This window comes from Lentilactobacillus kisonensis DSM 19906 = JCM 15041 (assembly GCF_001434135.1).
GTDB lineage: Bacteria > Bacillota > Bacilli > Lactobacillales > Lactobacillaceae > Lentilactobacillus > Lentilactobacillus kisonensis.
This window is the reverse complement of sequence record NZ_AZEB01000040.1, coordinates 1-18489: the sequence shown is the minus strand read 5'-3', so window position 1 is coordinate 18489 and position 18489 is coordinate 1. Positions and strand designations below refer to the sequence as shown.

Genomic DNA, 18489 nt, shown 5'->3' with positions numbered 1-18489 from the left:
GTTTCTAACTGGATCTAATCTTAGATTGTTTCTAAAGAACGATCTTGTGCTTTAACCAAAATAGAAACCAAGATAACTCAGAAAATCACAATATTAAACCACTATCCACCATTTAAAACGCCAAATCACTTACCGCGTGACTGGCGTTTTAATTTTTTCCAATTTGTTTAATACCATCATCCAAGTTCTCTTGGATATAATTTACAAGTGAACCAACAGAAACACGGCGAACCCTTTTCGTTAGAACCACAAACTCATAAGTATCAAATCGGTGATCGTCATTCGGTGATGATTAACTCAAATAGCAAAATAAACGGCACTCACCCCAAGTTAATAAGGAAGGGTGCCGTTTAGTATCATTTAATATCCTTTGAGCTTAGTTTGATTTTTCACATCTAACCAATCTGAACCGACAATTCACGACCAGCAACTAGCGGATACTCATTGCTGCCAACAATCAGAGAGCCACCATCTTTGGAAGCCGTCACAGAAAGCCTATCACCATCCTTATCAAGGGTTACTTCACCACCTTTGATTGGCAATACTGTGTGCAGCGTCCTAAACTGCTTCAATTTCGGTTCAACATTGAACTCACGATATCCAGGACGAGTTGGATACAAACCTACAAAGTATCTACCTAAAAGATAGATGGGACTGGCTCCCCAAGCATGGCAGAGACTCTTCCCATATGGATCACCATACATTTCATACATGTCCTTGCCTGACTTGGTCGGATCATATTCTTCCCAAAAGGTAACGGCACCCTTATCCAACATGCCACCCCAATAATCCAGAATGACTTTGTACACGTTATCTCGAAGGCCTAGCTTACATAATGCATCTTGTTCAAAAAATTTAAAGTATGGTGTGGTAATTTGTGTAACTTTATCGTTTAATAGAACATTTTTAAGAATTAGTTGCTTCTTATCATCGTCAACAAGGTCAAATAAGATTGCAAAAATATTTGCGTGTCTCGTAACATGATTCTTACCAGATTCGTAGCTATCGATAAAAGCACCTTTTGAATCACTCCAGAAATACGCAATAAAGTTATCAAGCAACTGATCATGACGTTTTTGGTAATCATTAATCGGCTGTTTCAAAACGGATCCGCAAGTCACCATTGTTTTATAAACCTGGATTAACAATGCCTGTTCTGCAGCAACCGTTCCCTGCTTGTCCATTTCAGACCAATCCACAAAAATCCAGTCATTTGGTCGACCGTAAATAAATCCTTTATCGTTTGTTTGCCTCATAAAATAGTCAACCATACTCTTCATTTTAGGGTAAACAATTTTAAGAAAATCAATATCACCTGTCATCTCATAATGGTTCAGTACCCCAATCACCCAAAGCATTGAATAATCAACAATGGTATTAATATGCTGCTTAATATCATCTTGACCACGTAACGTCAGCAATGTCCGCTTATCAATATCTTCATTAAAGAAAGAATACTGATTAATAAAGTTTGCCTGGTAGGCATCCCCTGCCCAAATCCAACGATCACGTTTGATACCATCAATAAAGAAGATATCGCTACACAGATTCAATGTTTCTGTAGAGACATCCCAAATTCTATTAATCAGCTGCTGGTCACTTCTAAACACTGACCGATTGTTCTTAGGAATATACTCGTGAACAGCGGTAACATCAACATCTCTTTGTTTCGCATCTGGAATAAAAATATATCTAAATGCCCTTTTTCGAATTGGTGTTTCCTTATCAACTGCTTCTTGCTTGTAATAACACATTTGAACGTCTAGTGCTTCTGTTTTTGATTCTCCGTAGCAAATCGTAACTGCCTTTTTATGATGTAAATTTAACTTTAAGCGACCATTGACTGCTCTTCCAAAGTCAAATAACACGCCAGCTTGAACTTCTGTAATCTTCTTGGGTTTAATAGCTTTCTTTTGAAACTCAATCATGTTTGGATTTTGAGTTTTGGTAGTAAACAGCGGATCGTGACCAGCAGGTAAAGATGAAACAAAATTGCTGGCCTCCCAACCACCATCTGATTTGATAATCTCACCATCAACAAAAACACATGGCAACCCCTGTGGATTACCAACAAAGATTGTGATCACGTTTTCACCTGAATCACAATGCAGTGTCTTCCCTAGTTGATGTTTAACCCCGTTAATATCAACATAACCAACCCCATGAGCATAAACTGTAAACTCAGTGGGCTGATCAAGTTGATAAGACCGGGTAAATTTCACGTTTCGATTACAATCATCAATATACCAGTATGCCGGCCACCCCATTCCCCGCTCCTCACGGGCAAAGTTTTGTTGCATACCTTGATGAATTGAAAAATCCCCTGGATACCACATCCAATATTTTGTCGGATCCATATATTTTCTCCCCTTCATTAACCATGAACTAGCCTTCATTAGGAATTGGATGATTGACAGTCGTTGGATCAGAAACTTTAAATCGCTTAACTAACCTAACAATAATCAATGCACAGGTACCAAAGACAACTGTGCATCCAACCATAATCCAAAGTAAAATCTTTGGTGAATATCCCATTAAGGTAGGTGTGATAAGTGAAAACATTGCGGTAATTACGCGGACAAACCCATAAGAAAATCCTGTAAGTGTTGCTCTAGCATCGACTGGATAAAATGTCTGACTCCAGATCTTATATAAGGCTTCACCGCATAATACGGTACTTCCTGAGTAGAAAATATAAGCAAATGTAAACACTTGCCAGTGCTCGCTAAAGATTCCAGCAGATAAAAAGGCAACTAAAGCCGTCGCAATCCCGACATACATCGCTTTATATCGATACTTTGAATCTGATATTTTAAGGTAAATGACGTTTACTAACAAGCAGAAAACATTGGCGATTAACGCAATTACTGTTGAATATAACTGGCTACGATTATCAACCGTCACAATAAAATAATTAACAAATGAACCCCAGGTATTCGCCGGTAAATTCCAAAACAGATAAAAAGTCGTTAAGAAAATGAGTGGTAGAACATAACTGGTATTCCTTAATAATTCACGAAGTTTATAATGCTTTTTAACTTCCCCCACTTGCGCCATTTTTTCTTCGACAACCTCGGCCAGTCCTTCTTCAATCTGTCTGAAGTTTTTTGAGAAGACTCGGACACACCAATTCACAAAAGCAACCAATCCGATCCAACCAAATAAAGTTGTCGGACTTCCCATCCCAGCATTCGCACTTAACATTCCAATGAACTGTGACAATAAGATCCCTACCGTCCAAAAGATCTGAGTAGAAGCAATCGCGCGTCCATAAGTTCGTTTATCCATTCGTTCAGAAATCACAGCCAGTGAAGTTGGTAAGTCAGCCCCAGAGGCTAACCCAGCAACGATAACTCCCACCATTAAAAGGGGAACATCCCGTGCAGAGGCAACAACAGCTGAACCAATTGCAACAAACAAAATATCATAGTTAAAAACAGTCACTCGACCAAAATGATCAGACAACCATCCACCAGCAAACGAGCCAATCGCAACGGAAATGGTTAGCGCCGTACTTAGCAACCCGACGATCCAACTATTCAAGTGAAGATAGTTTGCCCAAATGGGTAACGCAACTCCTAAACTAACTAATAAAGCGGCATCAAGGTATGAAGCAATTCCAGCAACAATAATTAGTAAAATATTGTCTCTACTTAACGACACTTTTTCATCACTCACAACTATCCCTCCCCAATCAGGTACTTTTGTATCAGATAGACAGGCGTGCAACTCCATGCATGACAATAACTATTCAAAATTGGGCTCCCGTATGGCGAATAATTGGGGTTATCAGGTTCAAACGCCTCCCAAAAAGTGTCTGCGCCAAGAGAAATCATCTTTCCCCAATACTGTTTCATCAGTTTAACTGCTTCGTTTGAAAGTCCGGCTTCGAAGAGCGCTTGCGTCACATGATGGTACATATAGGGTGTTGCAATTCCCGTGATTGGAAACAGTTGAGCGACTGCATTCGTCATAACCTCATTATTATTGGCATCGTCCATAACATGTGCAAGAACCATCCAAACTTGAGAAGCAATATTAACTTCTTTTTGTGGCCCCGAAATAAACAAGCCCTGTGCTGGATCGTATAATACCGTTTGACTATACGAAATTAGTAATTGAAGTTGCTGACTATATTGATCAATCTCTTGATCCCCCATTATTTTTGCAAGATCAATAAACTGACGTAATGTATAAATTAATACAGCTTGACCAGCAGTATCCTTATCAAAGTCATTTGACCAATCAATGAAAACCGGATAATCATCATCAATCACTAAATGACCATTTTGATCAATCTTATTTAAAGCAACATTCATTTGTTTTTTAGCAATCGGGTACAAATCATGGAGTACCTCTCGATCTAAATGAAATTTTTCAAAATCATCCAAAATCGATATAAAGAAAAGACTATAATCCAGAAGGAATGTATCATCTGGCAAATTTCGTGGTTTCGTGAAAACATTCGCTGGAACACGACCATCTTCAGCCGTCATTGCCCCAAACAGATATAAGCAACGCTTTACTAAATCAACATCCTTGAACGTCGCATAGTCTGCCAACGCTTGAAGACGAAGATCCCCAATCCAAAGACGTCGATCGCGTTTAGGCCCATCTTCAAATACGTCTTGCATGCAGTCTTCAAGTGTTTTTAAGCCAACCTGATAAATATTCTGCAACTCAGTATCCTTAATATTCGGAAGCATGACATCCTTAGAGTTAACACTTGTTTCACTAATTAAAATTGGGTTGGTTAAAACGGCTTGCCACTTTGGCGATGTATCAATAATCGATATTTCAACATACCGAAAACTATATCGGCGAGGCAATTCAAGATGAGTCGGTAAAACATCCAAATGAATATATTCTTCTTGAATCCAGGATTTGCTTAACCAGCCATCATAATCGTCACTTTGATGCTTTAATTCTGCAGGCATTTCTGCAAACTTGAACTTAATAAATAACGGCGAATCCATTGGTGATCCCGCTGAATTAAGATCGATGCTAAATTTACCAACATAATGATCGCCAAAATCTAAAATCACCCGCTGATCCCGTTTCAGCTTTAGGTTAGGCAACTCGCTAGCTTTTTTAATAAATGTGGTTCCCCATCCTTCCAGTTTTGTGGAATCTTTTACCAATTCCACAATGGATTGGGGAACAACATCGTGATAATGAATAATCGGCTTGTATTGAGTTGCTTTTTCAAGAAGTCGTTGGTCATGATTAAACTTTACCTGATTATTAATTTGAAACGTGAATGCCATCATCCTCGCTCCCTTCATCAGCTTCAACACCAGGAACAATATGATGCTTTCGTTGGAGATACATCATTACTAAGCCAGCAATGAAGAATACCAAAACTAATCCTGTAAACCCAAACATGGTGTTTCGGATTGCAGATGGGACAACTAATGCTGGGGTAATAATTGCAAATAGGCCGCATAAGAATCGGGAAAAACCATTAATAAACCCTTGAACTGAGGCTCGGATCTCAACTGGAAATGATTCTTGAGTCCAAACTTTATACATTGCTTCACCAGCAATATTATTACCAATGCTGTAGCAACCAATTGCGATGACGATTGGCCATAGTGCATGACTACTTAATGCCAAACCAAGCATTGCCAGTCCTTGAACCAAAGCACCGACAATAAAGAATTTATTTCGGTACTTACCTCCCGAAACAGAAGCAAAGGTAATCGTGGCACCCAACGAAACTAAATTCAAAATAAGTCCTGCAGCCGTTGCAAAGCTTTGAGTTGCGTGCGCTTGAACTAATACAAACGTCTGAAATTGGCCAAAGGTATTCGCTAACAAGTTCCAGCAAATATAAAAGATCATGATTGCCAAGAAGAAACCAAGATACTTACCCCGATTAGATCCAGTAAACACATTTTTTACAGAAACTTTTTCTGTTTAATTAGCTTTTTTATCATGTTCAATCCGCCGTTGTTCCCCTTCTTGGTGAAATGCTTTAAACTTTCCTGAAAGCGTTCGCCAAAGCCAGGTAATTAGTGCAAATATAGCTAGTATTGTAAAGACAACTCGGGCGCCACTTGCGCCAGCCATTTTAGAAACAACAAATGCACAAACGTATGAAAGAAAAATCCCAATCTGCCAAAAAATCTGAGTAGAAGAAACGAGTTGAGATTGCGCTTTTTCATTAGGAGAATCATGCGAAACCACTGTTAAACTAATTGGTAAATCTGCTCCTGAAGCTAAGCCCGTCACAATGACACCAAATAATAGCATTGCGTATCCATTTGAAAATACACAGATCAATGCCCCAATAGCGTATAATAAATTTAACCAATTAAATGAACGAATTAAACCAAATAACTTAGTGATTTGACCAGCTAGCATCGAACCAATTGCAATCGCAAACGTTAAAGCCCCTGAAATAATACCAACTTGGGTGTTCGTTAACCCTAGACCAGTTTGCCAAACGGTTATTGTTGCTGATAAACCAACAATAATTCCAGAACCTAATATCGAACCAATGCCGGCCGCAACTGCTAATGGTCGATACTTTTTGAAACTTGAATCAAGTGTTTTGTTATCCATAATGTTCCCTACTTCTATTTTCAGTGATTATTGTAAGCGCTATCAGAAGGTGCCACAATATCTCAATCCTTCGAAAAGCATTGCATAATCACAGGTAAAATCAATCTATTTAAAGGAGTACTTTTCTGATGAATCATCCAAATTCAATTACATCAAGGCTTTTTAAAATGACAAAGGTAGAAAAACTTCAAAACCATTTCGGTGGTAATGTTAACTATATGGACCTCGATTATATTCATAATCCAATTCCTAAAATGCCACAGTGGAATTTCTTTAATGATGGTGACATTGATATCACCAAAAATAATCGATTTTCTTATGTACCGGCTCATACTCACAGTTTTATTGAATTTAACTATATGTATTCAGGAAGTTGTACGCAGTATATCAACGATGTCAAAACCATTCTGCATCAACATGATCTATTAGTTATGGACAAAGATGTCGTTCAGCGAATTGATTACACTAATGAAAATGATATTTTAGTCAATATACTGGTTAAAACCGATTCTCCTTATGAAGCTATTTTTGATTCCATTCCACAATCAACCAATGAAATAACGCAACTTCTATATAATGGCACTCGAGTGAATTCGCTTCATAATAATTTTATGTTATTTAATTTATCCCTTAGTGAAGTCGCCCTTAATTTAATAAACGCATTGATTGGCATCGGAATCAGTCAGTCGTCAGCTCATCGAAAAGATTCATTACGTTTTATATTCTCATCACTCTTACTTGAGTTACCAGATTTGACAACAGATAAATCAATTAATTTTGCAGATTCTTCAAGCGATGATTTACTGCCTGTTCTGAAATATATTGAGGAAAACTTTGCTACCATTTCACTGAACGAAGTCAGTGAAATTTTTAAGTACAATACCAACTACCTAGGTAATAAGATCAAGACAAATACTGGGAAAACGTTCAACGAATTGATTGAGCGAAGACGACTATCAGCAGCCCAAAACCTTATGTTAAAGACGAACCTTAATTTAAGCCAAATCAGTGAAACTGTTGGCTATCAAAATAGTTCATCATTATTTCGCCTTTTTAAGAAGTATCTAAAAACAACCCCGTCAGAATATAAGCGGCGGGTACATCCAAAAGTCCCAAAATCTATTTTGAAGCAACTTAATTCGTAATCGATTTAAGTTATGCTTAAAAGCCCGTAAATCCACGCATAAAGTGAATTCACGAGCTTTTAATTATAACTAAAGGTTGAAAGTTAAATTGTATGAGGCTGGATAGTGCCTAAAATCTAATTTCTGTTACCATAGGCCGTCAAGATACCCAAAATTTTGTTGAAAGGGCCGAGAATTCCCGAAACATTAGTCGCTGCAAAGCCTCTAATGATGGGATAGCCAACAAATATATGATATTAACATGATGTCGGCTTAAAGGCTTAAAGACTTCAACACAACTACTAATGAGATGAGCCATTAGTCGAAAATATTATGTAACTCACTTATAAATTTGGGTAATTCGCTAACAACATCGTCTAAATCACTGCCAAATTCGACATCATCACTAGCGTTATAGGAGTTTAAAGTGCGGTACTCAATCTCATCAAGAAAGTGTAGGTCTTCAGCTAATCCATAAAGTTTTTTAGCCCACATCGACGAAATAATCGTCATCCCTTTATGCTCTAAATACTTAGCGGTCGTCATGGCACCGGCACTGATAATTGTGACTAGATCTTCATGCAAGGCGGAAACCCGAAGCAATTTAAGTAACCCAATACTCAAAATACTATTGAGCAAACTATTATAATAGTTTTCAGAAATCAAATTACGCTTTAAATTATTCCAATTAAGATTACTAATCGCCAAATAATCATCACCATCCAGTTTGACCTCAAAACCATTTTGAATTGCCCAAAAAATATCCATTTTTAATTTACCAACGGTATCAAAACCTAAAGTTTTAAACCGCTCTTTTAATTCAGGTTCATCAAAAAGCGATAAATGCAGTAACTGGCCATTTTCTAATGGTCTACCAATAACCCTTACTGCATGAATATTATTAAAATTATTGAGTTGTGAATCAATGTCCTGTTCCTTAATCATTTTTAGTTCATCTTGAGTAATGGTCTGAAGTGGATCATTTTCATTGTAGGGTTTAAAGCTGAAATCTTGCGCCATTGCAGTATATTTACCAGCATGTTTTTGTGGTAAATAATTCGACGTTACTAGTGGCCGCTTATTTAAAATATCTTTACGAAAGTGTTTAGTTGAAAAATATAATCTTGATTTTGGCTCGGTCAACAGCTTATATACTCCGGTAGTTGAATGCAATTTAACCAGGTTCTTCTGAGTGACTGGCATAAAAAATTGATCGCCGTATAATGCCCCATTTTCACCGGTAGTTTGTAATTGATTAATGATTTGACACATGTTAATCAATTTGATGTCTTGTGGGCTTAGCTGGTCTAAGATTGTCTTGTTTTGGCTATTAACTATGCTGTTTAAATAAGTTGAAACGGGTCCCAAGATTGTATTTTGAGCACTCCAAAAATAATGTTCTTTTAACAAATTTTGAATAATCGCCCTTGCCGCTACTTGATTATTTAATTTCTTTAAAGGTTTGAGACTTTTAGGTAATTTCTTTAGAAGTTTACCGGTATCTGATTGCCCTAAATTGCTGGTATTTGAATTAATGAAAGTTTCGATCTGGTTTACGGTAATGATGTTCACTCTTTTATTAGCCACATTTAATTGATACCACCTTAATTGAGAATTATGATTGCCCTGGTCTTTAGCTAGTGAGTATATTCCAAAAATTAATCTATAGCATCCTAAACAACCACATTTTAACTAGATAATGATATTATCTCACATCGACTGAAAGAGGGGATATGTATTCATCTATCCTCCAACTATAGAAACGCTTTTCTGTTTTATCTGAACAACAACTTCTAAGCACAGCTGGCAAAATACAGGCGGTTCAGCAAACAATGACAACTCAGAAGATTGATAAATGGGGAATACACGATGCGCACGGTGATAACAGCAACAATAACAGGAGCCCCCCTACACACGTGGGGAATACGATAAATGAGGCAATTTGCAGGGTATTCACATAGGATCACCCCTACACATGTGGGGAATACGCGTGGGTACTCATACCCTCACTCCCAATTCGGGGATCACCCCTACACATGTGGGGAATACCTTGAAGGAAAGCGGCCACTATACGCAGTATTAGGATCACCCCTACACATGTGGGGAATACTCCATCAGTAACCACCGTAGCAATGGTAGAATCAGGATCACCCCTACACATGTGGGGAATACTGTTCTGTCATGCGATCAACTTGTGTTTCTTTGGGATCACCCCTACACATGTGGGGAATACCTGACGGTCTTTTTGCTATACTTAAAGGGCTGGGGATCACCCCTACACATGTGGGGAATACTTATTGTCTGAAGCTTGTGATATTTGGTTGAAAGGATCACCCCTACACATGTGGGGAATACTCACCCCAAAACTGTGAATAAGCATCGGTGTTAGGATCACCCCTACACATGTGGGGAATACCTTAGCTCTGGCAAGCTAGCGAATTCGTCTTGGGGATCACCCCTACACATGTGGGGAATACACTAACAAATCCTTGCTGTAGAGCCATTACTAAATCTTTAAACAGTCAATTTCAATCAACTTGAAAAGTGAGACTGATCACCTTTGCCTCTAATTAATAATATACGTCTTATTTAACACAAACGATTTTTTAATAATTTTATGGTGAATTGTAATCCATCACTCAAAAAGTTTCACGTGGAACAAACCACTCTAATTTTCAAACCACCTGCAGGCTTCTCGACGCTAAAGTCAATCACTCATTACCTTCTCGAGCCACCCATATATCATCTTCAATCCGCACGTCATCTTTTTCGGACAGGTAAACACCGGGTTCTACCATCATTATATAGTTTTCATGAACGACGTTCGATTCAAACCCTGGCCCAAAATTAAGCCTTTCATGGATGTCCAACCCAATTCTGTGACCATCGCTATGCTTGAAGTAATCGTCAAAGCCCATCTTACCAATATAGTCTCGGTCGATTACATCACCACATCAATCGCTTTGTCATTATTGCCCGGTTTAATCACTTTAAACATCCACTCCTAGTCTTCATGAACCACATCTAATTATTTTGACTATTAAACGGATATCATTTAGTTTAGTTGGTCCATAAATGGTAAATCCATTTCCAAACGCAATGCTAATGGCAGATGCCAAGTCAGCGTACCGGTTAAATGACATACGCATACTGAAAAATCAGTAATAGTTGCAATAATGCGACGCTCATTCCCTATCAGTGTGAGAATGAGCGTCGTTTATCATATATTTGAACAAATTATTCAGTTTATTGCATATCAATCTTGCCATTATTCTCATCAAAGCGACACCCATAAGAATAATTTCCCTCTATATCAACCATCTAATTTCTAACTAGCTCCCCTGGATATCTCATCAAGGTCGTCCTGAACAGCGTAGAAGGAATATAGTACTTATTTTGAGCAATCATCAAGCCATTAGCGCCATATAAATCTTCAGTCATTAAAATTAAGGAGTGCGTTGGTGCAAACTTTCTCTTAAAAGTATTAATTGGCCGATCAGATATCGTAATCGTTAATCTCGAATTAACAACTTTTTTATAAATATCTTTTTCAAGGAATTGGACAAATTGATCTTTATTAGATAAGTCAACGCCAAATTCTTTAACCGTTTCTGGTAACAAAATGGACAAATTATTGGCAATATTCTGATCCTGATTCTTGTACCAGATATTTAAGGTTAAGTAATTTGCATCATTTACGCCAAATATTTTATCGGTAAACTCACTACCCTTATTATCGTGATAATAAACTTCTCGATCAGTTATTTTAAGGTTCAAGCTCTTTGAAACAGGGCTTTCAAGCACCTCAATCCCCTGGTAGTCAATATCTTCGTTGGTTTGAACGACAAAATGTCCCTGACCGTGGATGCTCTGAATAACACCATCCTCTTTAAGTAACGATAGTGCGGTTCTAAGCGTCACGCGGCTAACATTAAACTCCGATGACAATACTTCCTCTGAGGGTAACTTTGATCCTGGAGGAAACTGCATCTGCTTAATCATTTTTAAAATTTGATTATAAATTTGCACGTATTTCGGGGAATGATGCATTATCTCAACGTCCTTAATCTTACAATATAGTGTCTACATTTTATAAATATAAGGCATAACGAAATGACCAACTATATCTAATCGAATCATTATCCACTTTAATAACCATTTATTACCTTGTCCAGTTATTGTACCACAAGCATTTAGCCATGGGTGATACACTCAAATCGAAGGATGGTTGACACCAAAAATAATTCGTTTATTTAGATAGTTCTCCGCTCACTAATAAATCCTTACTAACAGCCTTCCACCAAAATCATCGATTACCTCTTCTACCGATGTTAACCGTAAATTTATACCTATCATTTTACTGGAAAATCATCAAAGACATTACGAGCATCATCAAGACGCCGAATACCATTGGAACAGACGTCCGCTTAACAATTTGGACTGGTGATACTTTGGTTGTTCCGGCGATAATCAGTACAACAGCAGCAACTGGTGAAACAGCTCTTAACAAGTTACCAGCAAGTTGCATTGGAATGGAAAGCGCAACTGGATCAATCCCGGCAGCCTTTGATAATGGGATAATTAATGGAATCATTGCAAACAATAAAGCCGTCCCACTACCACTGAGAAGCACAATTATCGCAGTAAATACGACCATAATCACTGGGAGAATGATCCCTGAGCCACTCATATTTTTCATTGAATTCTGAACTAGGTCGATAATGCCAATGGAAGTTAATCCTTGAACGAATACTTGAGCCGATACCAGCAAGGCAACAATACTCATAACACTACCCATGCCATTAAAGAAATGGCTTGTTTCTTTTAACACATTTGTGAAATTCCCTTTGTATAAGAGCTCTACAATTACAGCAACAATAAAACTAATAATACTTACGACTTGAACACTCAGGTTCAATTTTGTGCCTGCAGCAATGTTCATGAAAAATACAATTAACAACAAAACAATTGGTAAGAGTGGTAACAAACCATACACAAACCCTTTAAATCCCTTATAATTTACTTCTTGATTTTCACTCTTTTTGTCAACATCATTATTTTGTGCCAGCTCATCGTTGTAACTCAACTTTTCTGGAGAACGTTTATCTTCATGCTTTTGCCAGAAATAATGGATTACAGCAATCGCCAATAGCGTTGGAATCGATACAATCGCATGATGCTGGAACACGTAATTGGTAACGGGCATATGAAGCTGAGCAGCGATTGCCACGTTATCAGATCCAAGTGGCGTTGGAACGATAGTTGCCGAAGTTCCAATAATGGCTGCAGCACTTAGTCTCGACATCCCAGCCGTCCGTAAAACGGGATATAAGGTCGCTAACAAAATGATTGCTAAATTCGATGCACTTGGAATCACAAGTGACAATAAGTTTCCAATCAGGAAAACAATTGGAATTAAAATATAAACTGACTTAATCTTCGAAATTGGTTTAGTTAGCGCATGAACAGTCACTTGATTCGCACCAATATGACTCATATAAGCACTATAACCACCCAAAATTAGGATTACAAATCCCGGACCTACCAAGGTATTCGAAAATTGATCAACGATCGCCTGAAATGGGTCAAATGCCGTCGCCCCAGTGGTCATCGTAACAACAATCTTTTTACCCATCACAATCGCAACATACATTAGGACTAACCCCAATGAGAGTAATGTCATTTTGATATCATTTTTCTTCAACAGCATGTAGACCAAGATTCCTACAGCAATCAAACCGATGATAATTACTAGTATCGTGTTCATGTTAATCTCTCCTATTTTCGCTACATCGTTTTAGCGATTTCTTTAACAAACCAGTCTTCAAATTGTTTAGTATCCACATTTGTTGCCACTCTTGCATTATTTGGCATCCCTAGATACCCTTTGAGGTCCATCAGAGACGCACCTGCCGTATATCTGCCTGTTGTTTCAATTTCAACATGGGTTTCAACTTGCTCAAATAATTCGGGTTTGATAACTAATGCAATTGCCAAAGCATCATACATGTTAAGTCCTTTATTGAAGCTACCACCACGATATTTAGAGAACAATTTGTAAAACATGTCACCGACACTACCAAGTGTTTTAATTTTATTTGAAGTCTCTGGCATGATTTTAGCCTGACGTCCGACTTCCATAGGAGCTACTCGAATCTGAGCGCCACTTGTAAACACAATTTTAGCCGCCTCAGGGTCTGTACCGAAATTAAATTCTGAAAGAACGCCAAAATTACCACGACCAAGGCTTCCCCCCATCAAAACAATTTCTCCGACCTTCTTCAAATCATCAGGATATTGATGAATAAATAACGCAATATCAGTTAAGGGGCCAATCCCAACTAAAGTGACTGGTTCTGTACTCTCACTAATAACTTGATGCATCGCAGTTGCAGCAAGCGTTTTATTATCAACGGGAATTTTTATTTCGGGAAATGGATAACCGTCCATTCCTGTCTTACCGTGAACACCACTCGCATCTTTTACTGGACGTAAAAGAGGTTTATTACTTCCAGGAACAACCCTAATAGGTTTATTGAAAAATGTTAGTAATTTTTGAGTATTCAACGTCGTTTTAGCGAGGCTTACATTCCCAGAGATAGGAACGATCAGTTTAACATCTAGTGTTTCATTTGAAGTAGCAATTGCGATTGCTACGGCATCATCAATACCGGGATCAGTACTTATAATTACCGGTTTTTTCTTTTGCTTATCAACCATTTTGTAAAACTCCTTTAATTTTTTGTATCGGAAAACGTTTTCAAAAATATTATACAACGTTGTATTAAATAATACAACGTTGTATAACTTTTGGCGAGAAATTTTTAGTTGCTGGTCACACATGACCTCATTTTCCGAATTCAATAGTCTTGTCAACTATCTGTTTAGATTCATTGTTAGTTTATTGCCTTTTAAAAACGATCAGAATTATACTAAGGAAAAAGCCTTCGTAACTTCTAAGTAGCTTATTTATAATAATCTGAAACTTGAAAGCCAATAATCACGCTAAAGCCGTGTGATTATTGGCTTTTTTGGCAAAAAAATAAACGCAAGCTCTCCTGCGTTGTATACTTTAGTCGACCAAAACCAAGCTACAAAGGAGACTTACGTCATGAATATTATAAGACAAAAACATACAGAAAACGAGCTTCACAACCTTGTTCATCAATTTACTTCCCTCATTGGTCTATCTAAACTCGCCAAACTGGTAAATTATCGCCGGCATTCAGAAATCAGTTTGACGAAGATTATTGAATGGCTGCTCACGACAAAATTCCTGGGGCGCTCACTTTATCAAGCCCCTGCGACCCCAAATTTTACTAGTCGAACCGTCAGGAATAATTTAAACGATGGCCGGATCAATTGGTAACGCTTGGTTTGTCAAGTTGGGGGTCATTTAATCAAGCATTTACGACCAGTTATTGACCGCCGGCGACGGTTAGCATTGATTATTGACGATACGCTCTTCTCGCGTGAGTACGCCACCCAAACCGAATTACTAGCGCGGATCTTTGATCATGACAAACAGTTATTTATCAAGGGTTACCGGGCTTTAACTTTGGGTTGGAGTAACGCCAATACCTTCTTACCCATCAATTTTGCTTTAATGTCTTCCAAGAAGCCACAAAATGTCCTGGGAAAATTAGCTAAAACAACTGATCAACGAACGATTGCCGGGCGAAGACGTCGTCAAGCACAACAACGAATGAACCTCGTTTCCCTGCAGCTGATCAAGCAAGCTCTCGCCAATGGCGTTCCAGCTGACTACGTGTTATTTGATAGCTGGTATAGCTCACCAAAAATGTTCTATGAATTAACCAAGCTGGGGTTGCACGGTGTGGGCATGCTTAAACGTTCCAGTAAGGTTTATTATCAGTATCGGGGACGTCAGTATTCGGTTAAAGCTTTATACAAGCGGCTGCAAGCCTCAAAATATCAATCCAAGCGTGCTTATCAGTACAGCTGCTTTGTCGAGGCCCACGTTGGGAATCAAAGATTCAAACTGCGCTTGGTATTCGTGGCTAATCGGGCCCGGCAAGACGACTATCTAGTGCTAGCAACAACTCAGTTAGGCTTTCAGCCACAAGCGATCATTCAACTATATGCCCGGAGATGGCAAATTGAGAATTACTTCAAAGTTGCCAAACAATATTTGCGACTAGATCAATCACAAATTCAAAATTATGATGGGCTTTGTGGTCATTTGGCGATTGTCATGGTGGCTTACGACTTATTAGCTTGGCAGGAACGGCAAAATGAGGACGATCGCACCATTGGGGATTTGTTTTTCATCATGAACGAAGCCATGCCAGATATTGAGTTGTCTCAAGCACTGGTATGGCTTCTAAATTCGCTGAAAACGATTATTAATCATGAGCTTTATGCAAGAAAAGCCCAAATTATTCAGATAATGAATCAGTTCTTCACGTTCTTGCCGAAACAGTTAGTGTCACTGCTAACTGCAAGCTAAATATTTAAATTAATTGAAATGAACCTTGTGCTACCAGGGGATCAGTCTGTCCTGGTGCTTTCAAGTTTCAGTTATCTTGATCAAAACAATGCTAATGTATCAAACATCCAGCTAAACAAGAACCCTTTTGGAAATTACTTTATTCATCAATATATTAAACAAGCTCATAGTTTTTCTCCAGCAATTTTGGAGATGATGTAATTCCGTACGTAAACATTATTCTTGTTACACCAAGTTCAAAATACCAAATGATGCCAATCGTATCTTCTTTTGATTATTACCTTGGTGATGTCAGTAATTTCTTTTTGACATTACGATTGCACAAACACGATCCCTCTGCGCAAAATATTATGCATACTGTCGAAGTAATAAATGGCTTCGTTCACAAACATATGAACGCTAACGGTCGGGGACCTGGTTTATCATATGATGATCTTAAACTGATCATTTACGCTTTAACCACCATTATTGTGATCCTTAAATGGTTCAAAAAGCACTGGAACACGCCATTTGGTGACGGTGGCTCCGATGATAGAGACTATACTGGTGGTTACTATATTGGCTCACAGAAAAACAATCATAACGATTATTATTAAGCTTTAATCTAATCCGAATTTTCAAAGAAATAGAAATTGATGATGAAAAACCTCTCTACTCATTTTGTGCTCAAGTTAATTGGAGACGTTTTTGGCTTGCCACTATAACTAATTTATTGATCGCTTCTCAACCAATATGTATTTAAATACTTGTTCAATCACAATAGTTAAGATTAAATTAGTCATGCCTATTTGCTTCATTCATAGGCGATAGATAGCTTTCCCAATGATACGGGAAGTCAAATTATATTCATTCGATAGATTCTTCCAATTCAGAGATTGCCGAAAAATGGTGCGGTTAATCATACAATAATGGTAAACAACTATTTATTACTTACGTTATATTTTTTCACGTAAGACTTAGTATCATTCTTATCGAGTCATCTTCCATCAACATTAGGCGCTTCATAGTAACAATTCCTTTAATGTGGAAAATATGCTTTCATTAGTTGGTTATTCTTTTCCCACATTTTTTGGTATGTCAGTACAAATTTACTAGTACCGAAAAATTTTGAATCGGCTGTGTGCTTATAAGATCCTACCTTAATGTAATTATTATCTTGTTGAGAATATTGGTCCAAAAGGATGAAAAAATCGCTATACTCTTTTATCAAATCCGGACAATCATGAGAGTTAGTATATTGGGGGAAACTCACACACGAATGTTGATATTCTATAGATAATTTGTTTATCTCGTTTTTGGAGGATTTATAAAATATATTTAGCAAATCAACTTTCATTCCCGAGGTATCAAGCAACACGGATAGTGATGATAAACCAGGTATGGGAATTAACCTTCTTTCCCTCTGATATCGATTTACCTCACCATTCATCACAATCGGTACCCATCCCTTAATATCAACAATCACATCAAGAGCTGAGTTTTCATTTATACATTGAACTACTGTCCAATCCATACCTGTTTGGTTTAACGAATAATAGCAACTCCAAATAATATTGCTTTTTTCTATGAAATTTTGCTTTGACACGACAAACACTGGGCGAACTCTTTCTTTCTGCTTTAGATCCGTCCAATCATGTTCTGTTCGAATTTGAAGTGCGACCGATGCAACTGTCACAACCGTACCAATCGAACCAACCCACTCAGCAATTGATCCAAAATTACTTTTATCTCCTAAATATAACAATACAGAAATAATACCCCCCAAAAATGAAGATGTTATAAATAACAAAGTCCAGATTGATAGCTTTGTTACTGTCTTTTGTGAATTGATTTTCATGTGTTTTACCTTTTTTTACCCTTTTTATTTACCGGTCTTCAATAAATCAGCCAAATATCCACGATCTAAATACCCTCGCAAAAGCTTTTTCTTCTTCATTAGCTGTTTAGTTAGTTCAATGGCTTTCACCAAATCATCTGGTCTATTCCTCCATAAATCATAAACATACTGATATTTCTTGACGGTAGTAACTCCCTGTTCATTTATCAGAAATGTACTTGGTTTCTTATCTGCGCCTTTCTTTTGTTTATAAATTTCAAATTTTTGCAGCAATCCAGGCTTTGCATATAACTGAACAGTTTCTATTTCCTCACGAGTGATATAATACGAAATTTGTGTTACTTCCTGTGATAATTTGGGTATCTTAGAAACCCGCTTTGGGTTATCACAAACGATGTGCATGTGAATCGGTACCCCGCCAAAATCGTGATTTAGAAATGTATTAACAAACTTTTTATCGTTCCTCAATTGTCAAATCAAGTGCAACACTA

At 37.7% G+C, this 18489-nt stretch carries 13 protein-coding genes, 2 pseudogenes and 1 CRISPR repeat array; of the genes and pseudogenes, 4 read left to right on the top strand and 11 right to left on the bottom strand.

The window, feature by feature from the left end; genetic code table 11:
- Nucleotides 1–395: 395 nt before the first annotated feature.
- Entirely contained in the window at nt 396–2375 is a 1980-nt protein-coding gene (locus tag FC98_RS12670) for an alpha-L-rhamnosidase-related protein (protein ID WP_056949671.1), read from the bottom strand.
- Between FC98_RS12670 and nrtS the strand changes: the two genes are divergently transcribed.
- Nucleotides 2311–2451: a nitrate/nitrite transporter NrtS gene (nrtS, locus tag FC98_RS15435; RefSeq protein ID WP_169788696.1), complete on the top strand. Its 141-nt coding sequence runs from the start codon at nt 2311–2313 to the stop codon at nt 2449–2451. The two genes, FC98_RS12670 and nrtS, sit on opposite strands and share 65 nt — an antisense overlap.
- Here the strand turns inward: nrtS and FC98_RS12665 are convergent.
- From FC98_RS12665 to FC98_RS12655, 3 genes and pseudogenes are all read right to left on the bottom strand, one after another.
- Nucleotides 2386–3678 (bottom strand): MFS transporter, encoded by a 1293-nt coding sequence (locus FC98_RS12665; protein ID WP_056949670.1) that lies wholly within the window; start codon nt 3676–3678, stop codon nt 2386–2388. The genes nrtS and FC98_RS12665 overlap by 66 nt on opposite strands.
- A 2-nt stretch (nt 3679–3680) precedes the next feature.
- The gene (locus FC98_RS12660; protein WP_040471755.1) at nt 3681–5267 is read right to left on the bottom strand and encodes an alpha-L-rhamnosidase-related protein; all 1587 of its coding nucleotides are present in this window, start codon (nt 5265–5267) and stop codon (nt 3681–3683) included.
- Nucleotides 5245–6567 (bottom strand): annotated as a pseudogene (locus FC98_RS12655) (MFS transporter). Before FC98_RS12655 ends, FC98_RS12660 begins: the two are co-directional and overlap by 23 nt.
- Before the next feature lie 128 nt (nt 6568–6695).
- Here FC98_RS12655 and FC98_RS12650 point away from each other — a divergent pair.
- Nucleotides 6696–7712, top strand: a complete 1017-nt coding sequence (locus FC98_RS12650; RefSeq protein WP_155805142.1) for an AraC family transcriptional regulator — start codon at nt 6696–6698, stop codon at nt 7710–7712.
- A gap of 297 nt (nt 7713–8009) precedes the next feature.
- Here the strand turns inward: FC98_RS12650 and FC98_RS12645 are convergent, their stop codons facing one another.
- The 5 genes from FC98_RS12645 to FC98_RS12625 all read right to left on the bottom strand — a co-directional run bounded on the left by FC98_RS12645 (nt 8010) and on the right by FC98_RS12625 (nt 14411).
- The gene (locus tag FC98_RS12645) at nt 8010–9278 is read right to left on the bottom strand and encodes a hypothetical protein (protein ID WP_008857303.1); all 1269 of its coding nucleotides are present in this window, start codon (nt 9276–9278) and stop codon (nt 8010–8012) included.
- A gap of 312 nt (nt 9279–9590) precedes the next feature.
- Nucleotides 9591–10168: a CRISPR direct-repeat array (repeat unit 28 nt; unit sequence GGATCACCCCTACACATGTGGGGAATAC).
- 234 nt (nt 10169–10402) lie between these two features.
- Complete coding sequence (locus tag FC98_RS15430) at nt 10403–10618, bottom strand: M24 family metallopeptidase (protein ID WP_373878906.1); 216 nt, start codon at nt 10616–10618, stop codon at nt 10403–10405.
- A 394-nt stretch (nt 10619–11012) separates the two neighbouring features.
- Nucleotides 11013–11741, bottom strand: a complete 729-nt coding sequence (locus FC98_RS12635) for a winged helix-turn-helix domain-containing protein (RefSeq protein WP_008857300.1) — start codon at nt 11739–11741, stop codon at nt 11013–11015.
- Nucleotides 11742–12048: 307 nt separating this feature from the next.
- Entirely contained in the window at nt 12049–13458 is a 1410-nt protein-coding gene (dcuC, locus tag FC98_RS12630; RefSeq protein WP_008857299.1) for a C4-dicarboxylate transporter DcuC, read from the bottom strand.
- A gap of 20 nt (nt 13459–13478) precedes the next feature.
- Complete coding sequence (locus FC98_RS12625) at nt 13479–14411, bottom strand: nucleoside hydrolase (RefSeq protein WP_054656044.1); 933 nt, start codon at nt 14409–14411, stop codon at nt 13479–13481.
- Nucleotides 14412–14802: 391 nt separating this feature from the next.
- On the opposite strand from FC98_RS12625, the pseudogene FC98_RS12615 reads away from it, so the two are divergent.
- Nucleotides 14803–16161: pseudogene (locus FC98_RS12615) on the top strand (IS4 family transposase).
- Nucleotides 16162–16409: 248 nt separating this feature from the next.
- Nucleotides 16410–16757: a hypothetical protein gene (locus FC98_RS12610; RefSeq protein WP_008857294.1), complete on the top strand. Its 348-nt coding sequence runs from the start codon at nt 16410–16412 to the stop codon at nt 16755–16757.
- 422 nt (nt 16758–17179) lie between these two features.
- On the opposite strand, the gene FC98_RS12605 is transcribed toward FC98_RS12610, so the two are convergent.
- Nucleotides 17180–17998, bottom strand: coding sequence for a hypothetical protein (locus FC98_RS12605; protein ID WP_056949669.1), 819 nt, complete (start codon nt 17996–17998; stop codon nt 17180–17182).
- A gap of 24 nt (nt 17999–18022) precedes the next feature.
- Nucleotides 18023–18466: a hypothetical protein gene (locus FC98_RS12600; protein ID WP_235803635.1), complete on the bottom strand. Its 444-nt coding sequence runs from the start codon at nt 18464–18466 to the stop codon at nt 18023–18025.
- Between the last annotated feature and the right edge of the window lie 23 nt (nt 18467–18489).

Coding starts and splice junctions, on each gene's coding strand:
- FC98_RS12670 (WP_056949671.1), bottom strand. CDS start 2,375: ATGAAGGGGAGAAAATATATGGATCCGACAAAATATTGGATGTGGTAT.
- FC98_RS12660 (WP_040471755.1), bottom strand. CDS start 5,267: ATGGCATTCACGTTTCAAATTAATAATCAGGTAAAGTTTAATCATGAC.
- FC98_RS12650 (WP_155805142.1), top strand. CDS start 6,696: ATGAATCATCCAAATTCAATTACATCAAGGCTTTTTAAAATGACAAAG.
- FC98_RS12635 (WP_008857300.1), bottom strand. CDS start 11,741: ATGCATCATTCCCCGAAATACGTGCAAATTTATAATCAAATTTTAAAA.
- dcuC (WP_008857299.1), bottom strand. CDS start 13,458: ATGAACACGATACTAGTAATTATCATCGGTTTGATTGCTGTAGGAATC.
- FC98_RS12625 (WP_054656044.1), bottom strand. CDS start 14,411: ATGGTTGATAAGCAAAAGAAAAAACCGGTAATTATAAGTACTGATCCC.
- FC98_RS12610 (WP_008857294.1), top strand. CDS start 16,410: ATGATGCCAATCGTATCTTCTTTTGATTATTACCTTGGTGATGTCAGT.
- FC98_RS12605 (WP_056949669.1), bottom strand. CDS start 17,998: ATGAAAATCAATTCACAAAAGACAGTAACAAAGCTATCAATCTGGACT.